The organism is Streptomyces malaysiensis subsp. samsunensis (assembly GCF_024519315.1).
GTDB lineage: Bacteria > Actinomycetota > Actinomycetes > Streptomycetales > Streptomycetaceae > Streptomyces > Streptomyces malaysiensis.
In genome coordinates this window covers 106,472-122,076 of sequence record NZ_JANIIC010000014.1, presented here as the reverse complement: position 1 = coordinate 122,076, position 15,605 = coordinate 106,472, and the positions used below count along the sequence as shown (strand labels likewise).

Sequence of the window (15,605 nt, the reverse complement as noted above, 5' to 3'; positions counted from 1 at the left end):
CACGCGGGGCGCCGTCCGCACCCGCGAGGCGGCGCCACTCGCGGTGATACTCGTTTTGGTGGCCCGTCCACCATCGGGTAATGTTCTTCCTGCGCCGGACGGGCGGCCGAGAGGCTGAGCCGGAGGCGCAAACCAAACAAAACCCCTTACGGGGGTGGCGTTTTGGTGGGGTATGGTGTAATTGGCAGCACGAGTGATTCTGGTTCACTTAGTCTAGGTTCGAGTCCTGGTACCCCAGCAAGAGATCTCTCATATGACCGTTGGATCTCTTGATCAAAGCAGGACCAGGCCCCCGTTGTGTAGCGGCCTAGCACGCTGCCCTCTCAAGGCAGTAGCGCCGGTTCGAATCCGGTCGGGGGTACGGATCTCTTCGTAAAGACGGAGATCGCTAGGGCCCCCGTTGTGTAGCGGCCTAGCACGCCGCCCTCTCAAGGCGGTAGCGCCGGTTCGAATCCGGTCGGGGGTACTGGTCTATACCATGGGCTATGGTGTAATTGGCAGCACGAGTGATTCTGGTTCATTTAGTCTAGGTTCGAGTCCTGGTAGCCCAGCGCAGCACTTGTGCTGATTCAGGCCCCCGTTGTGTAGCGGCCTAGCACGCCGCCCTCTCAAGGCGGTAGCGCCGGTTCGAATCCGGTCGGGGGTACCAGCGAAAAGCCCTCCGCGACAGCGCGGAGGGCTTTTTCGTGCCCCGGGCCCCGGTCACTTCTTGAAGCGACGGCTGGATTCCTCGGTTTGCGCGAGCCGCCGCAGGCTGAGCAGCACCGGTTCATAGAGGACCGTCAGCGCCACGACGGCCTCGATCTGTTCCGGGGTGCCGTAGGTCTCCACCAGATCCAGGTCGGCGACGGCCAGTTCGCCCGCCAGCCGGGCGTGCACCAGCAGATGCTCGGTCTCATGGGGGTATCCGAGGCGGTCCAGGGAGGCGATGGCCGCCACCAGCGTCCGGTAGGCGGGGGCGTTGTCGCCCAGTTCCTGGCCGTGGGACCAGTCCATCCGGCGGAGCACGGTGTCCACCTGCTCGCGCGCCCGCGCCGCATGCGGATCGTCCTCCTCGGGTTCGGGGCCGTGCGGCAGCGCCCAGACCGCGGCTCCCATCCGGGCGTTCTGGCCGAGCGACTCATCGTCGGCTGCCGCCAGCACCTCGCGCGCCGTGGCCACCGGCATCCGGCCGACCTGGATCAGCGATCGCACCAGCCGCAGTCTGCGCAGATGCTCCTCCCCGTACTCGGCCTTGGTGGCGGTGATCCGCTCTCCCGGCGGCAGCAGCCGCTCGCGCAGGTAGTACTTGATCGTCGCGGTGGGCACTCCGCTGCGCTCGCTGAGCTCCGCCAGTCGCATCCCTGTTGCACCTTCCGTTGGAGAGTGGCACTATCTAAGTGTCGGATAGCGCCGCTATCCAACTCTATCCCAGACGTGCGGAACGAGGGGATCACCATGGGTGCCGAGCCGTTCGCCGGCCGTATGACCGCCGAGGCCGACGGGGAGGTCACCGTCTTCCTGATCGGCATGCGCATCAACCGCTTCCGTGCGCTGCGCAGCTGGCTGCCGGTCTTCAGGGCGATGCCGCGGATGCTGCGGGAGCTGTCGCGGGACGGGGAGAGCGGGATGCTGGGCTATCAGCTGCTGTTCGGCCCGCCCCGGGTCTTCTATGTGGTCCAGTACTGGGGCTCGCACGAGAAGCTGATGCGGTACGCGGTGGCCCAGGACAAGGAGCACCGCCCCGCCTGGACGGCCTTCAACCGCCGGATGCGGGAGGGCCGGGGCAAGGTCGGCTTCTGGCACGAGACCTATGTCGTACCGGCCGGGGTGCATGAGGCGGTCTACATCAATATGCCGGCGTTCGGTCTGGGCAAGGCCACCGGGGTCATCCCGGTCGGCCGCCGCGGGGACCGGGCGGCCGACCGGCTGTCGCTGAAGGGGGCGTGACGGGGCCCCGGGCCTGCTTAATTCCCCCGCCGCAGGGCGTCCGTCAGGCGGGCCGCCGCGTCGATGACGGCCTGGGCGTGCATACGGCCCGGGTGGCGGGTCAGCCGCTCGATCGGTCCGGAGACCGAGACGGCGGCGACCACGCGGTTGGAGGGGCCGCGCACGGGCGCGGAGACGGACGCCACGCCGGGCTCCCGCTCGCCGATCGACTGGGCCCAGCCCCGCCGCCGTACGCCGGACAGGGCCGTGGCGGTGAAGCGGGCCCCCTGGAGGCCGCGGTGCAGCCGCTCGGGCTCCTCCCAGGCCATCAGCACCTGGGCGGCCGAGCCGGCCTTCATGGGGAGGGTGGAGCCGACCGGCACGGTGTCCCGCAGTCCGGACAGCCGCTCGGCAGCGGCGACACAGATGCGCATGTCTCCCTGACGGCGGTAGAGCTGCGCGCTCTCGCCGGTCACATCCCGGAGATGGGTGAGCACGGGACCGGCCGTGGCCAGCAGCCGGTCCTCGCCCGCGGCCGCCGCCAGCTCCGCCAGGCGGGGGCCCAGGATGAAGCGCCCCTGCATATCGCGTGCCACCATCCGGTGGTGCTCGAGTGCCACCGCGAGCCGGTGTGCCGTGGGGCGGGCGAGGCCGGTCGCCCCGACCAGCCCGGCGAGGGTGGCCGGACCGGACTCCAGGGCGCTCAGCACCAGAGCAGCCTTGTCGAGAACGCCGACACCGCTAGTGTTGTCCATGGGACGATACTCACGTCTCACACTGTGAAACGCAAGTTCAATTTCCGGGGAGACCCGCCACTCTGTAATGGCGGGCCCGATGACCAGGGTCCGCACTCGACACGAGTTGGGCCGGCACTGGCGCCGGCCGGAGGTAAAGCGATGGGACGGACACTCGCGGAAAAGGTCTGGGACGACCATGTCGTCCGGCACGCCGAAGGCGAGCCTGACCTGCTCTTCATCGATCTGCACCTGCTGCACGAGGTGACCAGCCCGCAGGCGTTCGACGGCCTGCGCAAGGCCGGCCGCACGGTCCGTCGTACCGATCTCACCCTCGCGACCGAGGACCACAACACCCCCACCCTCGACATCGACAAGCCGATCGCGGACCCCGTCTCCCGCGTCCAGTTGGAGACGCTGCGCAAGAACTGCGCGGAGTTCGGTGTCCGTCTGCACCCGCTCGGCGATGTCGAGCAGGGCGTCGTCCATGTGGTGGGACCGCAGCTGGGACTGACCCAGCCCGGTACGACCGTGGTCTGTGGTGACAGCCACACCTCGACCCACGGCGCCTTCGGCGCGCTCGCGTTCGGTATCGGCACCAGCCAGGTCGAGCATGTGCTGGCGACCCAGACGCTGCCGCTCGCGCCGTTCCGGACCATGGCGATCACGGTCGAGGGCGAGCTGCCCGACGGCGTCACCGCCAAGGACCTGATCCTGGCGATCATCGCGAAGATCGGCACCGGCGGCGGCCAGGGCTATGTGATCGAGTACCGCGGCTCCGCCATCGAGAAGCTCTCGATGGAGGCCCGGATGACCGTGTGCAACATGTCCATCGAGGCGGGCGCCCGCGCGGGCATGATCGCCCCGGACGAGACGACCTTCGCCTATCTGGAGGGCCGCCCGCACGCCCCCCAGGGCGCCGACTGGGACGCCGCCGTCGCGTACTGGCGCACCCTGCGCAGCGATGACGACGCGGTCTTCGACCGTGAGGTCGTCATCGACGCCGCGGAGCTCGCCCCGTTCGTCACCTGGGGCACCAACCCCGGCCAGGGCCTGCCGCTGTCGGAGTCGGTCCCGGACCCCGCCTCCTTCGAGGACGCCAGCGAGCAGCTCGCCGCCGAGAAGGCCCTGGAGTACATGGGCCTGACGGCCGGTCAGCCGCTGCGCGACATCGCGGTGGACACCGTCTTCGTCGGTTCCTGCACCAACGGCCGCATCGAGGACCTGCGCTCGGCCGCCTCGGTGCTGTCCGGCCGCTCGGTGGCCGACGGCGTACGGATGTTGGTGGTCCCCGGCTCGGTGCGGGTCGCCCTCCAGGCCGTCGAGGAGGGGCTGGACAAGGTGTTCACCGCCGCCGGCGCCGAGTGGCGGCACGCGGGCTGTTCGATGTGCCTGGGCATGAACCCCGACCAGCTGGCTCCCGGTGAGCGGTCGGCGTCCACGTCCAACCGCAACTTCGAGGGACGGCAGGGCAAGGGCGGCCGGACCCATCTGGTCTCGCCGCAGGTCGCCGCCGCCACCGCGGTGCTCGGCCATCTGGCCTCGCCCGCCGATCTGTCCGACGCCGCCGTATCGACTCCCGTGGGGGCCTGAGAAGTCATGGAAGCATTCACCAAGCACACCGGCCGGGCCGTTCCGCTGCGCCGCGGCAATGTGGACACGGACCAGATCATCCCGGCGCACTGGCTGAAGAAGGTCACCCGCGACGGCTTCGAGGACGGGCTCTTCGAGGCGTGGCGCAAGGACCCGGAGTTCGTGCTCAACAAGGCCGAGCACAAGGGCGGAACGGTTCTGGTGGCCGGTCCCGACTTCGGCACCGGCTCCTCGCGCGAGCACGCGGTCTGGGCGCTCCAGAACTACGGCTTCAAGGCCGTCATCTCGTCCCGCTTCGCCGACATCTTCCGCGGCAATTCCCTCAAGAACGGGCTGCTGACCGTCGTCCTGCCGCAGGAGACCGTGGACCGGCTGTGGAAGCTGGTCGAGGCGGACCCCACCGCGGAGGTCACCGTCGACCTCGTCGACCGCCAGGTCCGAGCCGAGGGCATCACGGCTGATTTTGAGCTTGACGAGAATGCTCGGTGGCGACTCCTGGAGGGGCTGGACGACATCAGTCTCACCCTCAGGGAGGAGGACGCGATCGCCGCGTACGAGGCGCGTCGCCCCTCCTTCAAGCCCCGCACAGTGGAGGTCTGACCCCCCCGGTTCTCCCTGTACAGAGCGGGTTTGGCAAGATGCGCCGCCGGTCCTCGGACCGGCGGCGCATCGGCATGTTGAGGCCCCATGAAGCGACAACTCGCCTCAGATGGCACAATCAGTGCATGGAACGCGACGGCCAACTCGAGCTCTACGGCATCGTCGCCGACCGGCTCAAGGAAGCGCACGCAAGGGTGCGCGCACTGCAAGTCCCGGAGGGCGTACGGATGGCGCTGTCCCGGAAGCTGCTGGTCATCACCTCAGCGGCGAAACACGATCTCGCAGATGCGGCAAAGCGTCTGGAGCGGTTGATGCACGACCTCGACGAGGGGCGTTTCCCCGAAGATCCCGACACCGACGGAAGTCCGTGACGATCGAGTGCGTTGCGGCACAAGGGTGATTAGCCCGTTTCGTGTTTGATTTGCGGTATATATCTGCCTAACGTGCGAAAAGGCTTGAACACATTGATTCTGGCAATGTCTCCGAAGGGGAAGACGTGAACAAGGCGCAGCTCGTAGAAGCGATTGCCGACAAGCTCGGCGGCCGACAGTCGGCCGCCGAAGCGGTCGACGCGGTCCTGGACGCCATCGTCCGGGCGGTCGTCGCCGGGGAGCGAGTTTCGGTCACTGGATTTGGTTCGTTCGAGAAGGTGGAACGGCCCGCCCGCTACGCCCGTAACCCGCAGACCGGGGAGCGGGTGCGGGTCAAGAAGACCTCGGTGCCCCGCTTCCGCCCCGGTCAGGGGTTCAAGGATCTGGTGAGCGGCTCCAAGAAGCTCCCGCGCGGTGGCGAGGTCGCCGTGAAGAAGGCTCCCAAGGGCAGTCTCCAGGTGGCGGCGAAGAAGGCCGCGGCCAAGAAGGCGACCGCCAAGAAGGCTCCTGCGAAGAAGGCGCCCGCGAAGAAGGCCGCCGCAGCGAAGAAGGCGCCGGCCAAGGCGGCGGCGAAGAAGGCCGCGGCCAAGAAGACGACGGCCAAGAAGGCCCCGGCCAAGGCCACGGCGAAGAAGGCTCCGGCGCGCAAGACGAGCGCCCGCAAGACCACCGCGAAGAAGACCACCGCCAGGAAGCGCTAGCCGGCGGCGCACAGGCGCCATACCGCATCCGCGCCGGGCCGGGCTCCCCGAGGGGAGACCGGCCCGCGGTGCTGTCCGCGCCCGGTTCCGGGCCGCCGCTCCGGGCCGCCCGGAACGTCCGAAGCCCCGGAAGGGTTGGTGCTCAGCGCGTCCACGGCCGCGGAACGTCCACGGCGCTCAGGACATCCGCGGCGCTCGGAACATCCACATTGCTCAGAACGCCTACGTTGCTCACAACGTCCACGGCGCTCAGGACCTCTACGGCGCTCAGAACGTCTGGAGCGTGACGAAGACGACCCGGCGCTGCTCGCCCTCGCCCGCCACCTCGATCCGCACCCGCTGCCCCGGGCGCAGCATCCGCAGCCCCCCGGCGTCGAACGCCGCGGTGTCGAACGGCAGCGGGGTGCCGTCGTCGAGCAGCACGCTGCCGGCGCGGGTCTCGGGGTCGTACGTATAGGCGGTTCCCTGCATGTCCGCCAGCCTAGCCCTGGTGTGGGCGCCCACGCCCAGGGCCATCGCCGCGCGCAGATCCCCGGCCGTGTCCACGTCGCGCCGCACCGAGTCCACCCCCGCGAGCTCGATCTCCCGCGCCCCCGACGCCCGGTGCCGGGCCCGTGAGGGGCCCCCGAAGGCGGGTGCCAGCTCGGCGCCCGCCGCCGCCGAGAGCAGTGTGGTGCCCACTCCCGCGGCGTCCGCGAGAAAGGCGCGGGGGAAGCCGGAGGCGGCCTCGAGCACCAGGTCGAGTTCCGCCGTCCGCAGCGCGGGGAGATCGGCGTTCATCGCCGCCACGGCCGCCCCCGGGCGCTCCCCGCGGACCGCGCGGACGCCGTGCGCGAGCGCCGCGTTCAGCCCGCGCCCCGGAGAGTCGGGCACGATCCGGGCGCCGAGGGCCGACAGCTCACGTCCGGCGAGCGGGTCGTCGGTGACGACGGTCACCCCCCGCACCCACCGACTCGCCAGCGCCGCGCCCACCGTGTCCTGGGCAAAGGCGAGCGCGAGCGAGGCGCGGGGGCCGTCCCCCGCGGCGTCGGAGAGCCGGGTCTTGGCCCGTGACAAGGGCTTCAGCGGCACTACGAGGGTCCAGGTCACAGGGGCTCCGTTTGTTCCCACGGGCCTCATTCTGACCTGCTGTCCGGCTCGCCGAAGACGTGCGGGGTTACGGTGTCCTCGACAGACGGGGTGCCTGGAGCGACACTTGTGCGGCTGCCCGAACGGCAGCAAGCCAGCAGGTCAGCAGGGTCCAAGAGAGGATGTTCCGAGTGTCCGGCCGCAGAATCGGCTTCTGGTACCGCATGGCAGCGGTCTTGTGCAAACCGCCGCTGGTGGTTCTGTTCAAGCGGGACTGGCACGGAATGGAGCACATTCCCGCCGACGGTGGATTTATCACCGCGATCAATCACAACTCGTATCTCGACCCGCTCTCCTACGCGCACTTCCAGTACAACACCGGAAGGGTGCCGCGCTTCCTCGCCAAGGCCGCTCTCTTCAGAGGCGGCCTCGTGGGCACCATGCTCCGCGGCACCGGCCAGATCCCCGTCTACCGCGAGTCCACCGACGCCGCCAACGCCTTCCGGTCCGCCGTGGACGCCATCAACAAGGGCGAGTGCGTGGCTTTCTACCCCGAGGGCACCCTCACCCGGGACCCCGAAATGTGGCCCATGCGCGGGAAGACGGGCGCGGCGCGGGTCGCGCTGCTCACCAAGGCACCGGTCATCCCCGTCGCCCAATGGGGCGCCAACGAGGCCGTGCCGCCGTACGCCAAGGAGAAGCGGGTCCGCCTCTTCCCGCGCAAGACGCTCAAGGTGCACGCCGGGCCGCCGGTGGACCTGTCCGGGTTCTACGGCCAGGAGCCCACCGCGGAGGTCCTCAGGGCGGCCACCGACACCATCATGGACGCCATCACCGACCTCCTCGCCGAGGTGCGCGGAGAGCGGGCGCCCGCCCAGAGGTACGACCGGCCCATCCGCCCCGGCACCGACGGCCCGCCGCTTCCGCTGGCCGATGAGGAGAGCAAGTGACGCGCTGCGCCGTCTTCGGCACCGGCTCCTGGGGCACCGCCTTCGCGATGGTGCTCGCCGACGCCGGCTGCGAGGTGACGCTGTGGGGCCGCAGGCCCGGTGTCGTCGAGGCCATCAACACCGGCCGCACCAATCCCGACTACTTCCCCGGAGTGCGGCTCCCCGACGGCGTGCGGGCCACCACCGACCCGGCCGAGGCCGCGGACGGCGCCGAGTTCACCGTCTTCTCCGTGCCCTCCCAGACGCTGCGCGGCAACCTCTCCGACTGGGCCCCGCTGCTGGCCGACGACACCGTGCTGGTCTCCCTGATGAAGGGCGTCGAACTCGGCACGGCCAAGCGGATGAGCGAGGTCGTCCAGGAGGTCGCCAAGGCGCCCGCGGAGCGCGTCGCGGTGCTCACCGGGCCCAACCTCGCCAAGGAGATCGCAGCCCGGCAGCCCGCCGCCGCCGTGGTGGCCTGCCCCGACGAGAGCGTGGCCCGCCGCCTCCAGACCGCCTGCCACACCGCGTACTTCCGCCCGTACACCAACACCGATGTGGTCGGCTGCGAACTGGGCGGCGCGGTGAAGAACGTCATCGCGCTGGCCGTGGGCATCGCCGACGGCATGGGGCTCGGCGACAACACCAAGGCGTCGCTCATCACCCGCGGCCTCGCCGAAACGACCCGGCTGGGCCTGGCGATGGGCGCCGACGCGCACACCTTCGCGGGCCTGGCGGGCATGGGCGACCTCGTCGCCACCTGCTCCTCCCCGCTCTCCCGCAACCACACCTTCGGCACCAACCTGGGCCGCGGGATGACACTGGAGGAGACCATCGCGGTCACCAAGCAGACTGCGGAGGGCGTCAAGTCGTGCGAGTCCGTGCTGGATCTCGCCCGCCGCTACGACGTCGACATGCCCATCACCGAGACCGTCGTGGGAATCGTGCACGACGGCAAACAGCCGCTTGTCGCACTCAAAGAGCTGATGTCCCGCAGCGCCAAGGCCGAGCGGCACTGACGCCGCGCGGACCGCAAGGTAACCTCAACGCGATATGAGCAGCCAGACCCCTTCCCCAGGCCCTGTCCCGGCTTCCTCCGGAGGCGAGCGGCGGAAGCCGCGCGTCGCCGTCGTCTTCGGCGGCCGCAGCTCCGAGCACGCCATCTCGGTGGTCACCGCGGGCGCCGTGCTGCGCGCCATCGACCGTGAGAAGTACGACGTGCTGCCGATCGGCATCACCGCGGACGGCCGTTGGGCGCTGACCGCGGACGAGCCGGAGCGGATGGCCATCGCCAACCGCGAGCTGCCGAGCGTCGAACGGCTCGCCGAGTCCAGCGAGGGCTCGGTCGTCCTCCCGGTCGACCCGGGGAACCGCGAGGTCGTCTACAGCGAGCCGGGGGTGGTGCCCAAGGCACTGGGCGACGTCGACGTCGTCTTCCCCATGCTGCACGGTCCGTACGGCGAGGACGGCACCCTCCAGGGGCTGCTGGAGCTGTCCGGGGTGCCGTATGTGGGCGCCGGGGTGCTCGCCTCCGCGGTGGGCATGGACAAGGAGTACATGAAGCGGGTGTTCGTCTCCTTCGGGCTGCCCGTCGGCCCGTACGAGGTGATCCGCCCCCGCGCCTGGGAGCAGGAACCTTCCGCCGCCCGCCGCAGGGTCGTGGAGTTCGCCGAGGAGCACGGCTGGCCGCTCTTCGTGAAGCCCGCGCGCGCCGGCTCCTCCATCGGAATCAGCAAGGTCGACGACCCCGCGGACCTGGACGAGGCCATCGAGGAGGCCAGGCGCCACGACCCGAAGGTCATCGTGGAGGCGCTGCTGCGCGGCCGCGAGATCGAATGCGGAGTGCTGGAGTACGAGGACGGGCCGCGGGCCAGCGTGCCCGCCGAGATCCCGCCGGTCTCCTCCCACGCCTTCTACGACTTCGAGGCCAAGTACATCGACTCGGCGGACGGCATCGTGCCCGCGCCGCTCACCGAGGAGCAGACCCGGCGGGTCCAGGAGCTCGCGGTGGCCGCCTTCGAGGCGGCGTCCTGCGAGGGGCTGGTCCGGGCCGACTTCTTCCTGCTGGACAGCGGCGAGTTCGTGATCAACGAGATCAACACCATGCCCGGCTTCACCCCGATCTCGATGTACCCGCGCATGTGGCAGGAGAGCGGAGTGAGCTACCCCGAGCTGGTGGACCGGCTGCTCCAGGCCGCGCTGCGGCGCTCGACGGGGCTGCGCTAAGCGCTCCGCTGGAAGTGCCCTGACCTGCCGTCGATCGTCCGCGGCGCGTCGTGGCTGGTCGCGCAGTTCCCCGCGCCCCTTCGGGGCGCCACCGAACCGCAGCCGACTTCCGCCGATCCGCTTAGCGGCGGCGCCGGTCGCCGCTCGACGGGGCCGCGCTAGGCCACGCCTTCGGGCACCGTCTTCTTCACGCCATGGGCGAAGTCGACCAGGGCGTTGATCTCGGGGGCGTACTTCCCGGGCACGGTCACCTCGACATACGCCCGGCGCAGTACCGTGGTGAAGCGGTAGCCGTCCTTCTGCTTCTCGGGGAGCCATGCGACGCCGTTCACCTCGACCGACTCGGTCGAGGAATCCATCGCCCGCGGCCGGGGAACCCCGCAGCGCAGCCGCACGGCAGGATCCCCCCACATCGCCGTGTAGTCCGAGGCGGGCTCGATGGTGCCCCGCTTCAGCCCGTTCACGGTACGGGGCAGCTCCTTGTGCAGCGCCCGGCACAATGACGCCGCCCGCGCGGGCGGCGTGGGAACCGCGGGCGCCTCGGCGTCGTCCGAATCCCCGGTGAAGGAGCAACCGGCCAACGGCACCAGGGCGAGCGCCACGGTGACGCACAGCGGAGCGAGCCTTCGCGTGGGACTACGGTGTGCGGAATTCACCCGCCGAGCATACGGGGGCGCTAGATATGGACGACCGGGCAGGTCAGGGTGCGGGTGATGCCTTCCACTTGTTGGACTTTCGCGACCACCATGCGGCCGAGCTCATCGACTGTGTCGGCCTGGGCGCGCACGATGACGTCATAAGGGCCGGTGACGTCCTCCGCCTGTATCACCCCAGGGATCTTGGAAATGATGTCGGCCACTGTCGAGGCCCTGCCGACCTCGGTCTGGATCAGGATGTACGCCTGTACCACGGAACCTCCAGGGCGGCTACGAGGATCATGTGGAGAGAAGGGACGCCACGGTACCGCGTCGCCATGCGGCGCGGGGAGACCCGCGCGGGGAGCGCGGCGGGGCGGCAAGTGGTCACGAGCACGAAGGGGCGATGGGATGAAGGGCACCGTGGGCGAGTTGGGGGAGTTCGGGCTCATCAGAGAGCTCACCTCCCGGCTCACCACCACCCCGGCGGTGAGGCTGGGGCCCGGTGATGACGCCGCGGTTGTGGCCGCGCCCGACCGGAGGGTCGTGGCCAGTACGGACGTCCTGCTGGAGGGCAGGCACTTCCGCCGGGACTGGTCCACCGCCTATGACGTCGGCCGTAAGGCCGCGGCCCAGAACCTGGCGGACATCGCGGCCATGGGCGCGGTGCCGACCGCCCTGCTGCTCGGCCTGGTGGTCCCCGCCGATCTGCCGGTGACCTGGCCGACCGAGCTGATGGACGGCATCCGCGACGAATGCCAGGTCGCGGGCGCGGCCGTGGTCGGCGGCGATGTGGTCCGCGGGGACACCATCACTGTCGCGATCACCGCACTGGGCGATCTGCGCAACCATGAACCGGTCACCCGATCCGGTGCCAAGCCCGGCGACGTTGTCGCCGTCACCGGATGGCTGGGCTGGTCGGCGGCCGGTCACGCGGTGCTCTCCCGCGGCTTCCGCTCGCCGCGGGCGTTCGTCGAGGCCCACCGCCGCCCGGAGCCGCCGTACCACGCCGGCCCGGCCGCCGCCGGGCTCGGCGCGACGGCGATGACCGATGTGAGCGACGGGCTGGTGGCCGACCTCGGGCATATCGCGGAGGCCAGCAAGGTCCGTATCGATCTGCGCTCGGCGGACATCGACATCCCCTCGCAGATGTCGGACATCGGGCAGGCGGTGGGCGTCGACCCGCTGCAATGGGTGCTCAGCGGGGGAGAGGACCACGCGATCGTGGCCACCTTCCCGCCCGACGCCAAGCTGCCGGCCCGCTGGAAGGTGATCGGCGAGGTGCTGAACCCCTCGGTGCTGCCCCAGGTGACGGTGGACGGAGCCCCCTGGGCACACGGGGGCTGGGACCACTTCGGCGACGGCAAGGGCACCGAGTGACCGTAGGAGCGCCGAGTGACCGTGAGGGTCATAAGGGCGCCGAGTGACCTATAAGGGCGCCGTGTGACCCCGGGAGCCTTACGGGCGATCGAGGGCGCCGGGGGACCGTGAGGGAGCCGAGGGGGCGCCGGGGACGCCGTGGGCGCCGAGTAGATTCGGCCCCATGGCCCTACCTCCCCGTGTCCCCCGCCCCTCCCCTGACGGCTCGGCGCCCGTGCGCGTCCTCACCGTCGCCGGATCGGACTCCGGCGGCGGTGCGGGTATCCAGGCCGATCTGAAGACCATGCTGGCCCTCGGCGCCCACGGGATGAGCGTCATCACCGCGGTGACGGCGCAGAACTCCCTGGGCGTCCAGGGCGCCTGGGAGCTGCCCGCAGAGGCCGTACGGGCCCAGTTCCGCAGTGTGGCCGACGACATCGGCGTCCAGGCGGTCAAGACCGGCATGCTGGCGAGCGCCGAACTGGTCGAGACCGTGGCCGCGCTGCTCGCGGACCTCCCCGCGCCGGTGGTCGTCGACCCGGTCGGGGTCTCCAAGCACGGCGACCCGCTGCTGGCCGTCGAGGCGCTCGACGCGGTCCGTACGAAGCTGCTGCCGACCGCGACCGTGGCCACGCCCAACCTGGACGAGGTGGCCCAGCTCACCGGCGTCCGGGTGGAGTCGGAGGAGGACCAGCGGCGGGCGGCCGGGGCGGTACTGGGCCACGGCCCGCGGTGGGCGCTGATCAAGGGCGGCCATCTGCCCGGCGGTGAGGCGGTGGATCTGCTCACGGACGGCACCGAGGAGCACTGGCTGCGGGCGCCCCGCCAGGACAACCGCCATACGCACGGCACGGGATGCACCCTCGCCGCGGCGATCGCCACGTATCTGGCGGGCGGATACGAGGTCCCTCAGGCCGTCACGGCGGCCAAGGCGTACGTCACGGGCGCCATCGCGGCGGGCTTCCCCCTGGGCGCGGGCATCGGCCCCGTCGACCACGGATGGTTGCGGCAGGGATCCGGCTGAGGGCCCGCGCAGACGCACGCGAAAGGCCGGTCCACGCCATGGGTGGACCGGCCTGTGCGAACGGCGGGGCGGCTAGCGCGAAACCTTGCCGGCCTTGATGCACGAGGTGCAGACGTTGAGCCGCTTCGGGGTACGACCGACCACAGCGCGCACCGTCTGGATGTTGGGGTTCCAACGACGGCGGGTGCGGCGGTGCGAGTGCGAGATGTTGTTGCCGAAGCCCGGCCCCTTGCCGCAGACGTCGCAGTTGGCAGCCACGGGTTACTCCAAAGACGGGTCAACCTCGCTTCTCGCGAGGAGACAGGACACTTGAACGGATGCCCCGGGCGTTGCCTGAATCATGGAGGACTCGGCGGCGCCTGGGGGAATGGCCCGATTCGCATCGGGCAACCGGAGCAGCATACAACGGCCACTCCCGTACAAAGAAACTATCATGGCTGCCCCGGCACCCGCCGAGGGCGGCGGCTACCCTGCGGTGACGCTATGCCCGCCCCGCCCCAGCAGCCTCCGAGGAGGACCTTACGTGCCGCACACGCTCGACGCCGATGCGGTACGGAACTGGTGCGGACTGGCGCTGGACGCGCTGGGCCGGGCCCGTGCGGACATCGACGCGATCAATGTCTATCCGGTCGCGGACGGGGACACCGGCACCAATCTGTATCTGACCGTCGAGTCCGCCGCCCGGGCCGTGGACGCCGCCTTCGACGGCCACGCCGCCTCCGCCGCCGTCTCCCGCCCCACCCTCGCCGATGTGGTGCGCGCCATGGCCCATGGCGCGCTCATCGGAGCACGGGGCAACTCCGGCACGATCCTGGCGCAGCTGCTGCGCGGTATGGCGGACGTCCTGGCCACCGGCCCGGTGGAGGGGAACCCGGGCACGGGCGAGGCCGACGGGCTGCGGCGGGCGCTGCGGCGCGCGGTCGACCTCGCCTACCTGGCGGTCGCGCACCCCGTCGAAGGCACCGTCCTTACGGTCGCCGTGGCCGCCGCGGAGGGCGCGGAGCGCGCCACGGGCGACGTCGCCACGGTGGCCCGCTCCGCCTACGAGGGCGCCCGCGCCGCGCTCCAGGCCACCCCCGGTCAGCTCGACGTCCTCGCCCGCGCCGGGGTGGTCGACGCCGGCGGCTACGGACTGGTGACGGTCCTGGGCGGGCTCGCCGAGGCCCTGTCGGGCGAGGCCCCCGCGGCGCTCGCGCCGCTCCGCCCGCTCGGTGGCGCCCTGGCGACCGCCGGGCAGGACCCCGCGGGCTGTCCCGCCGACGGCGCCCCAGGGGGCGGGCCCGGCTTCGAGGTGATCTACCTCCTGGAGGCCGACGACACGGCGGTGGCCGCCCTGCGGGAGCGCCTGGACGCCCTCGGCGACTCCCTGGTGGTCGTCGGCGGCGACGGCCTGTGGAATGTGCACGTCCATGTGGACGACGCGGGGGCGGCCGTGGAGGCGGGCATCCAGGCCGGGCGCCCGTACCGCATCCGGATCACCCACTTCGGCGGTGCCGCCCGTAAGGCGGACGCCGATGGCCAGGACCGGCCGGGCCCGGCGGTCGTCCTGCCGGATCGGACCGGTGCCCAGGACTCCACGGCCGGCCCGCGCGGCGAGCGCGCGACCCGCGCCGTGGTGGCCGTCGTCCCCGGCGACGGGCTCGCCGCGCTGTGCGCCGAGGCGGGCGCGACCGCCGTCGCCACCCGCGCCGGGGAGCCGCCCGCCAGCGGTGAGCTGGTCGAGGCGGTCCGCCGGGCCGATGCCCGTGAGGTCGTACTGCTGCCGAACGACACCGAGCTGCACCACACGGCGGCCGCGGCCGCCGCCCAGGCCCGCGCCGAGGGCGTACGGGCCGCGGTGATCCCCACCCGCTCCGCCGTCCAGGGCATCGCCGCGCTCGCCGTCCACGAGCCCGGCCGCAGCTTCGACGAGGACGTGGTCGCCATGACCTCGGCCGCGGGCGCCACCCGCTACGCGGAACTGGCCGTCGCCGAGCGCCAGTCCTGGACCATGGCCGGGGTGTGCCAGGCCGGGGACGTCCTGGGCATGATCGACGGCGATGTGGCGGTGATCGGCTCGGAGCTTGCCGCGACCGCCGAGACGGTGCTGGACCGGATGCTGGCGTCGGGCGGCGAGATGGTCACTCTGGTGCTGGGCGCGGGGCTTGCGGACGAGGTCGCCGAACGGCTGGAGCGGCATGTACGGGAGGGGCACTTCGCCGTCGACACGGTCGTCTACCGGGGTGGTCAGCCCACCACGCCGCTGATCATAGGCGTCGAATGAGTCCGCCGGCCGGTGGACGTGGGACGACCCCGGCGGCTTATGGGCGGCGGATGGGCCCGGCCGTTCGGAGCCGTTGAGACCAACCCGGCGCCCGGCCGCCGGGTCGCCCCGCCCGAATCACCCCGCTCGTCATCCCCGTTTGTCACCCCCGTGGTGTGCAATGGACGGGTGCCCGTGCTGGATGAACCCCTGAA

15 protein-coding genes, 5 tRNA genes and 2 pseudogenes are annotated in these 15,605 nt (G+C 71.1%); 16 read left to right on the top strand and 6 right to left on the bottom strand.

What is annotated here, in order from left to right; all coding sequences use genetic code 11:
* The first annotated feature begins 166 nt into the window (after positions 1-166).
* The 5 genes from NQU54_RS14790 (at position 167) to NQU54_RS14770 (ending at position 649) form a co-directional block, all read left to right on the top strand.
* A tRNA-Gln gene (locus NQU54_RS14790) sits at positions 167-238 on the top strand.
* Positions 239-288: 50 nt separating this feature from the next.
* A tRNA-Glu gene (locus tag NQU54_RS14785) sits at positions 289-361 on the top strand.
* Between the two features lie 32 nt (positions 362-393).
* A tRNA-Glu gene (locus NQU54_RS14780) sits at positions 394-466 on the top strand.
* A 13-nt stretch (positions 467-479) separates the two neighbouring features.
* A tRNA-Gln gene (locus NQU54_RS14775) sits at positions 480-551 on the top strand.
* A 22-nt stretch (positions 552-573) separates the two neighbouring features.
* Positions 574-649, top strand: a tRNA-Glu gene (locus NQU54_RS14770).
* Positions 650-702: 53 nt separating this feature from the next.
* On the opposite strand, the gene NQU54_RS14765 is transcribed toward NQU54_RS14770, so the two are convergent.
* Positions 703-1,341, bottom strand: a complete 639-nt coding sequence (locus NQU54_RS14765) for a MerR family transcriptional regulator (RefSeq protein WP_257631454.1) — start codon at positions 1,339-1,341, stop codon at positions 703-705.
* 96 nt (positions 1,342-1,437) lie between these two features.
* Here NQU54_RS14765 and NQU54_RS14760 point away from each other — a divergent pair, with 96 nt between their 5' ends.
* On the top strand, positions 1,438-1,929 hold the full coding sequence (locus NQU54_RS14760; protein WP_257631490.1) for a DUF4188 domain-containing protein: 492 nt from the start codon (positions 1,438-1,440) through the stop codon (positions 1,927-1,929).
* A gap of 17 nt (positions 1,930-1,946) precedes the next feature.
* Here NQU54_RS14760 and ndgR read toward each other — a convergent pair whose 3' ends face one another.
* On the bottom strand, positions 1,947-2,663 hold the full coding sequence (gene ndgR / locus NQU54_RS14755) for an IclR family transcriptional regulator NdgR (RefSeq protein ID WP_030834082.1): 717 nt from the start codon (positions 2,661-2,663) through the stop codon (positions 1,947-1,949).
* Positions 2,664-2,804: 141 nt separating this feature from the next.
* On the opposite strand from ndgR, the gene leuC reads away from it, so the two are divergent.
* The 4 genes from leuC (at position 2,805) to NQU54_RS14735 (ending at position 5,907) form a co-directional block, all read left to right on the top strand.
* Positions 2,805-4,235 (top strand): 3-isopropylmalate dehydratase large subunit, encoded by a 1,431-nt coding sequence (gene leuC, locus NQU54_RS14750; protein WP_257631453.1) that lies wholly within the window; start codon positions 2,805-2,807, stop codon positions 4,233-4,235.
* 6 nt (positions 4,236-4,241) lie between these two features.
* Entirely contained in the window at positions 4,242-4,835 is a 594-nt protein-coding gene (leuD, locus tag NQU54_RS14745; protein WP_257631452.1) for a 3-isopropylmalate dehydratase small subunit, read from the top strand.
* A gap of 125 nt (positions 4,836-4,960) precedes the next feature.
* Positions 4,961-5,206, top strand: a complete 246-nt coding sequence (locus tag NQU54_RS14740) for an SCO5555 family protein (RefSeq protein ID WP_257631451.1) — start codon at positions 4,961-4,963, stop codon at positions 5,204-5,206.
* 125 nt (positions 5,207-5,331) lie between these two features.
* A complete protein-coding gene (locus NQU54_RS14735; RefSeq protein WP_257631450.1) occupies positions 5,332-5,907 on the top strand; it encodes an HU family DNA-binding protein in 576 nt (191 codons plus the stop codon).
* A gap of 474 nt (positions 5,908-6,381) precedes the next feature.
* Here the strand turns inward: NQU54_RS14735 and cofC are convergent.
* Positions 6,382-6,996, bottom strand: a pseudogene (cofC, locus tag NQU54_RS14730) (2-phospho-L-lactate guanylyltransferase); the annotation flags it as partial.
* A 170-nt stretch (positions 6,997-7,166) separates the two neighbouring features.
* On the opposite strand from cofC, the gene NQU54_RS14725 reads away from it, so the two are divergent.
* Genes NQU54_RS14725 through NQU54_RS14715 form a run of 3 tightly spaced genes read left to right on the top strand, consistent with a single transcriptional unit; the run spans position 7,167 to position 10,130 of the window.
* Positions 7,167-7,925: a lysophospholipid acyltransferase family protein gene (locus tag NQU54_RS14725; RefSeq protein WP_257631449.1), complete on the top strand. Its 759-nt coding sequence runs from the start codon at positions 7,167-7,169 to the stop codon at positions 7,923-7,925.
* Positions 7,922-8,923: an NAD(P)H-dependent glycerol-3-phosphate dehydrogenase gene (locus NQU54_RS14720; RefSeq protein WP_069866496.1), complete on the top strand. Its 1,002-nt coding sequence runs from the start codon at positions 7,922-7,924 to the stop codon at positions 8,921-8,923. Before NQU54_RS14725 ends, NQU54_RS14720 begins: the two co-directional genes overlap by 4 nt.
* 34 nt (positions 8,924-8,957) lie before the next feature.
* Positions 8,958-10,130 (top strand): D-alanine--D-alanine ligase family protein, encoded by a 1,173-nt coding sequence (locus NQU54_RS14715; protein ID WP_257631448.1) that lies wholly within the window; start codon positions 8,958-8,960, stop codon positions 10,128-10,130.
* 158 nt (positions 10,131-10,288) lie between these two features.
* Here the strand turns inward: NQU54_RS14715 and NQU54_RS14710 are convergent, their stop codons facing one another.
* Together NQU54_RS14710 and NQU54_RS14705 are read right to left on the bottom strand one after the other, a co-directional pair.
* On the bottom strand, positions 10,289-10,786 hold the full coding sequence (locus NQU54_RS14710) for a DUF3515 domain-containing protein (protein WP_257631447.1): 498 nt from the start codon (positions 10,784-10,786) through the stop codon (positions 10,289-10,291).
* 20 nt (positions 10,787-10,806) lie between these two features.
* Entirely contained in the window at positions 10,807-11,040 is a 234-nt protein-coding gene (locus tag NQU54_RS14705) for an Lrp/AsnC family transcriptional regulator (protein WP_069866490.1), read from the bottom strand.
* 136 nt (positions 11,041-11,176) lie between these two features.
* Between NQU54_RS14705 and NQU54_RS14700 the strand changes: the two genes are divergently transcribed.
* On the top strand, positions 11,177-12,145 hold the full coding sequence (locus NQU54_RS14700; RefSeq protein WP_069866488.1) for a thiamine-phosphate kinase: 969 nt from the start codon (positions 11,177-11,179) through the stop codon (positions 12,143-12,145).
* A 163-nt stretch (positions 12,146-12,308) separates the two neighbouring features.
* Complete coding sequence (thiD, locus tag NQU54_RS14695) at positions 12,309-13,148, top strand: bifunctional hydroxymethylpyrimidine kinase/phosphomethylpyrimidine kinase (RefSeq protein WP_257631446.1); 840 nt, start codon at positions 12,309-12,311, stop codon at positions 13,146-13,148.
* Positions 13,149-13,295: 147 nt separating this feature from the next.
* Here the strand turns inward: thiD and rpmB are convergent.
* Positions 13,296-13,406 (bottom strand): annotated as a pseudogene (rpmB, locus tag NQU54_RS50540) (50S ribosomal protein L28); the annotation flags it as partial.
* Between the two features lie 265 nt (positions 13,407-13,671).
* Between rpmB and NQU54_RS14685 the strand changes: the two are divergent.
* Positions 13,672-15,411, top strand: a complete 1,740-nt coding sequence (locus NQU54_RS14685; protein ID WP_257631445.1) for a DAK2 domain-containing protein — start codon at positions 13,672-13,674, stop codon at positions 15,409-15,411.
* Positions 15,412-15,605 lie beyond the last annotated feature (194 nt).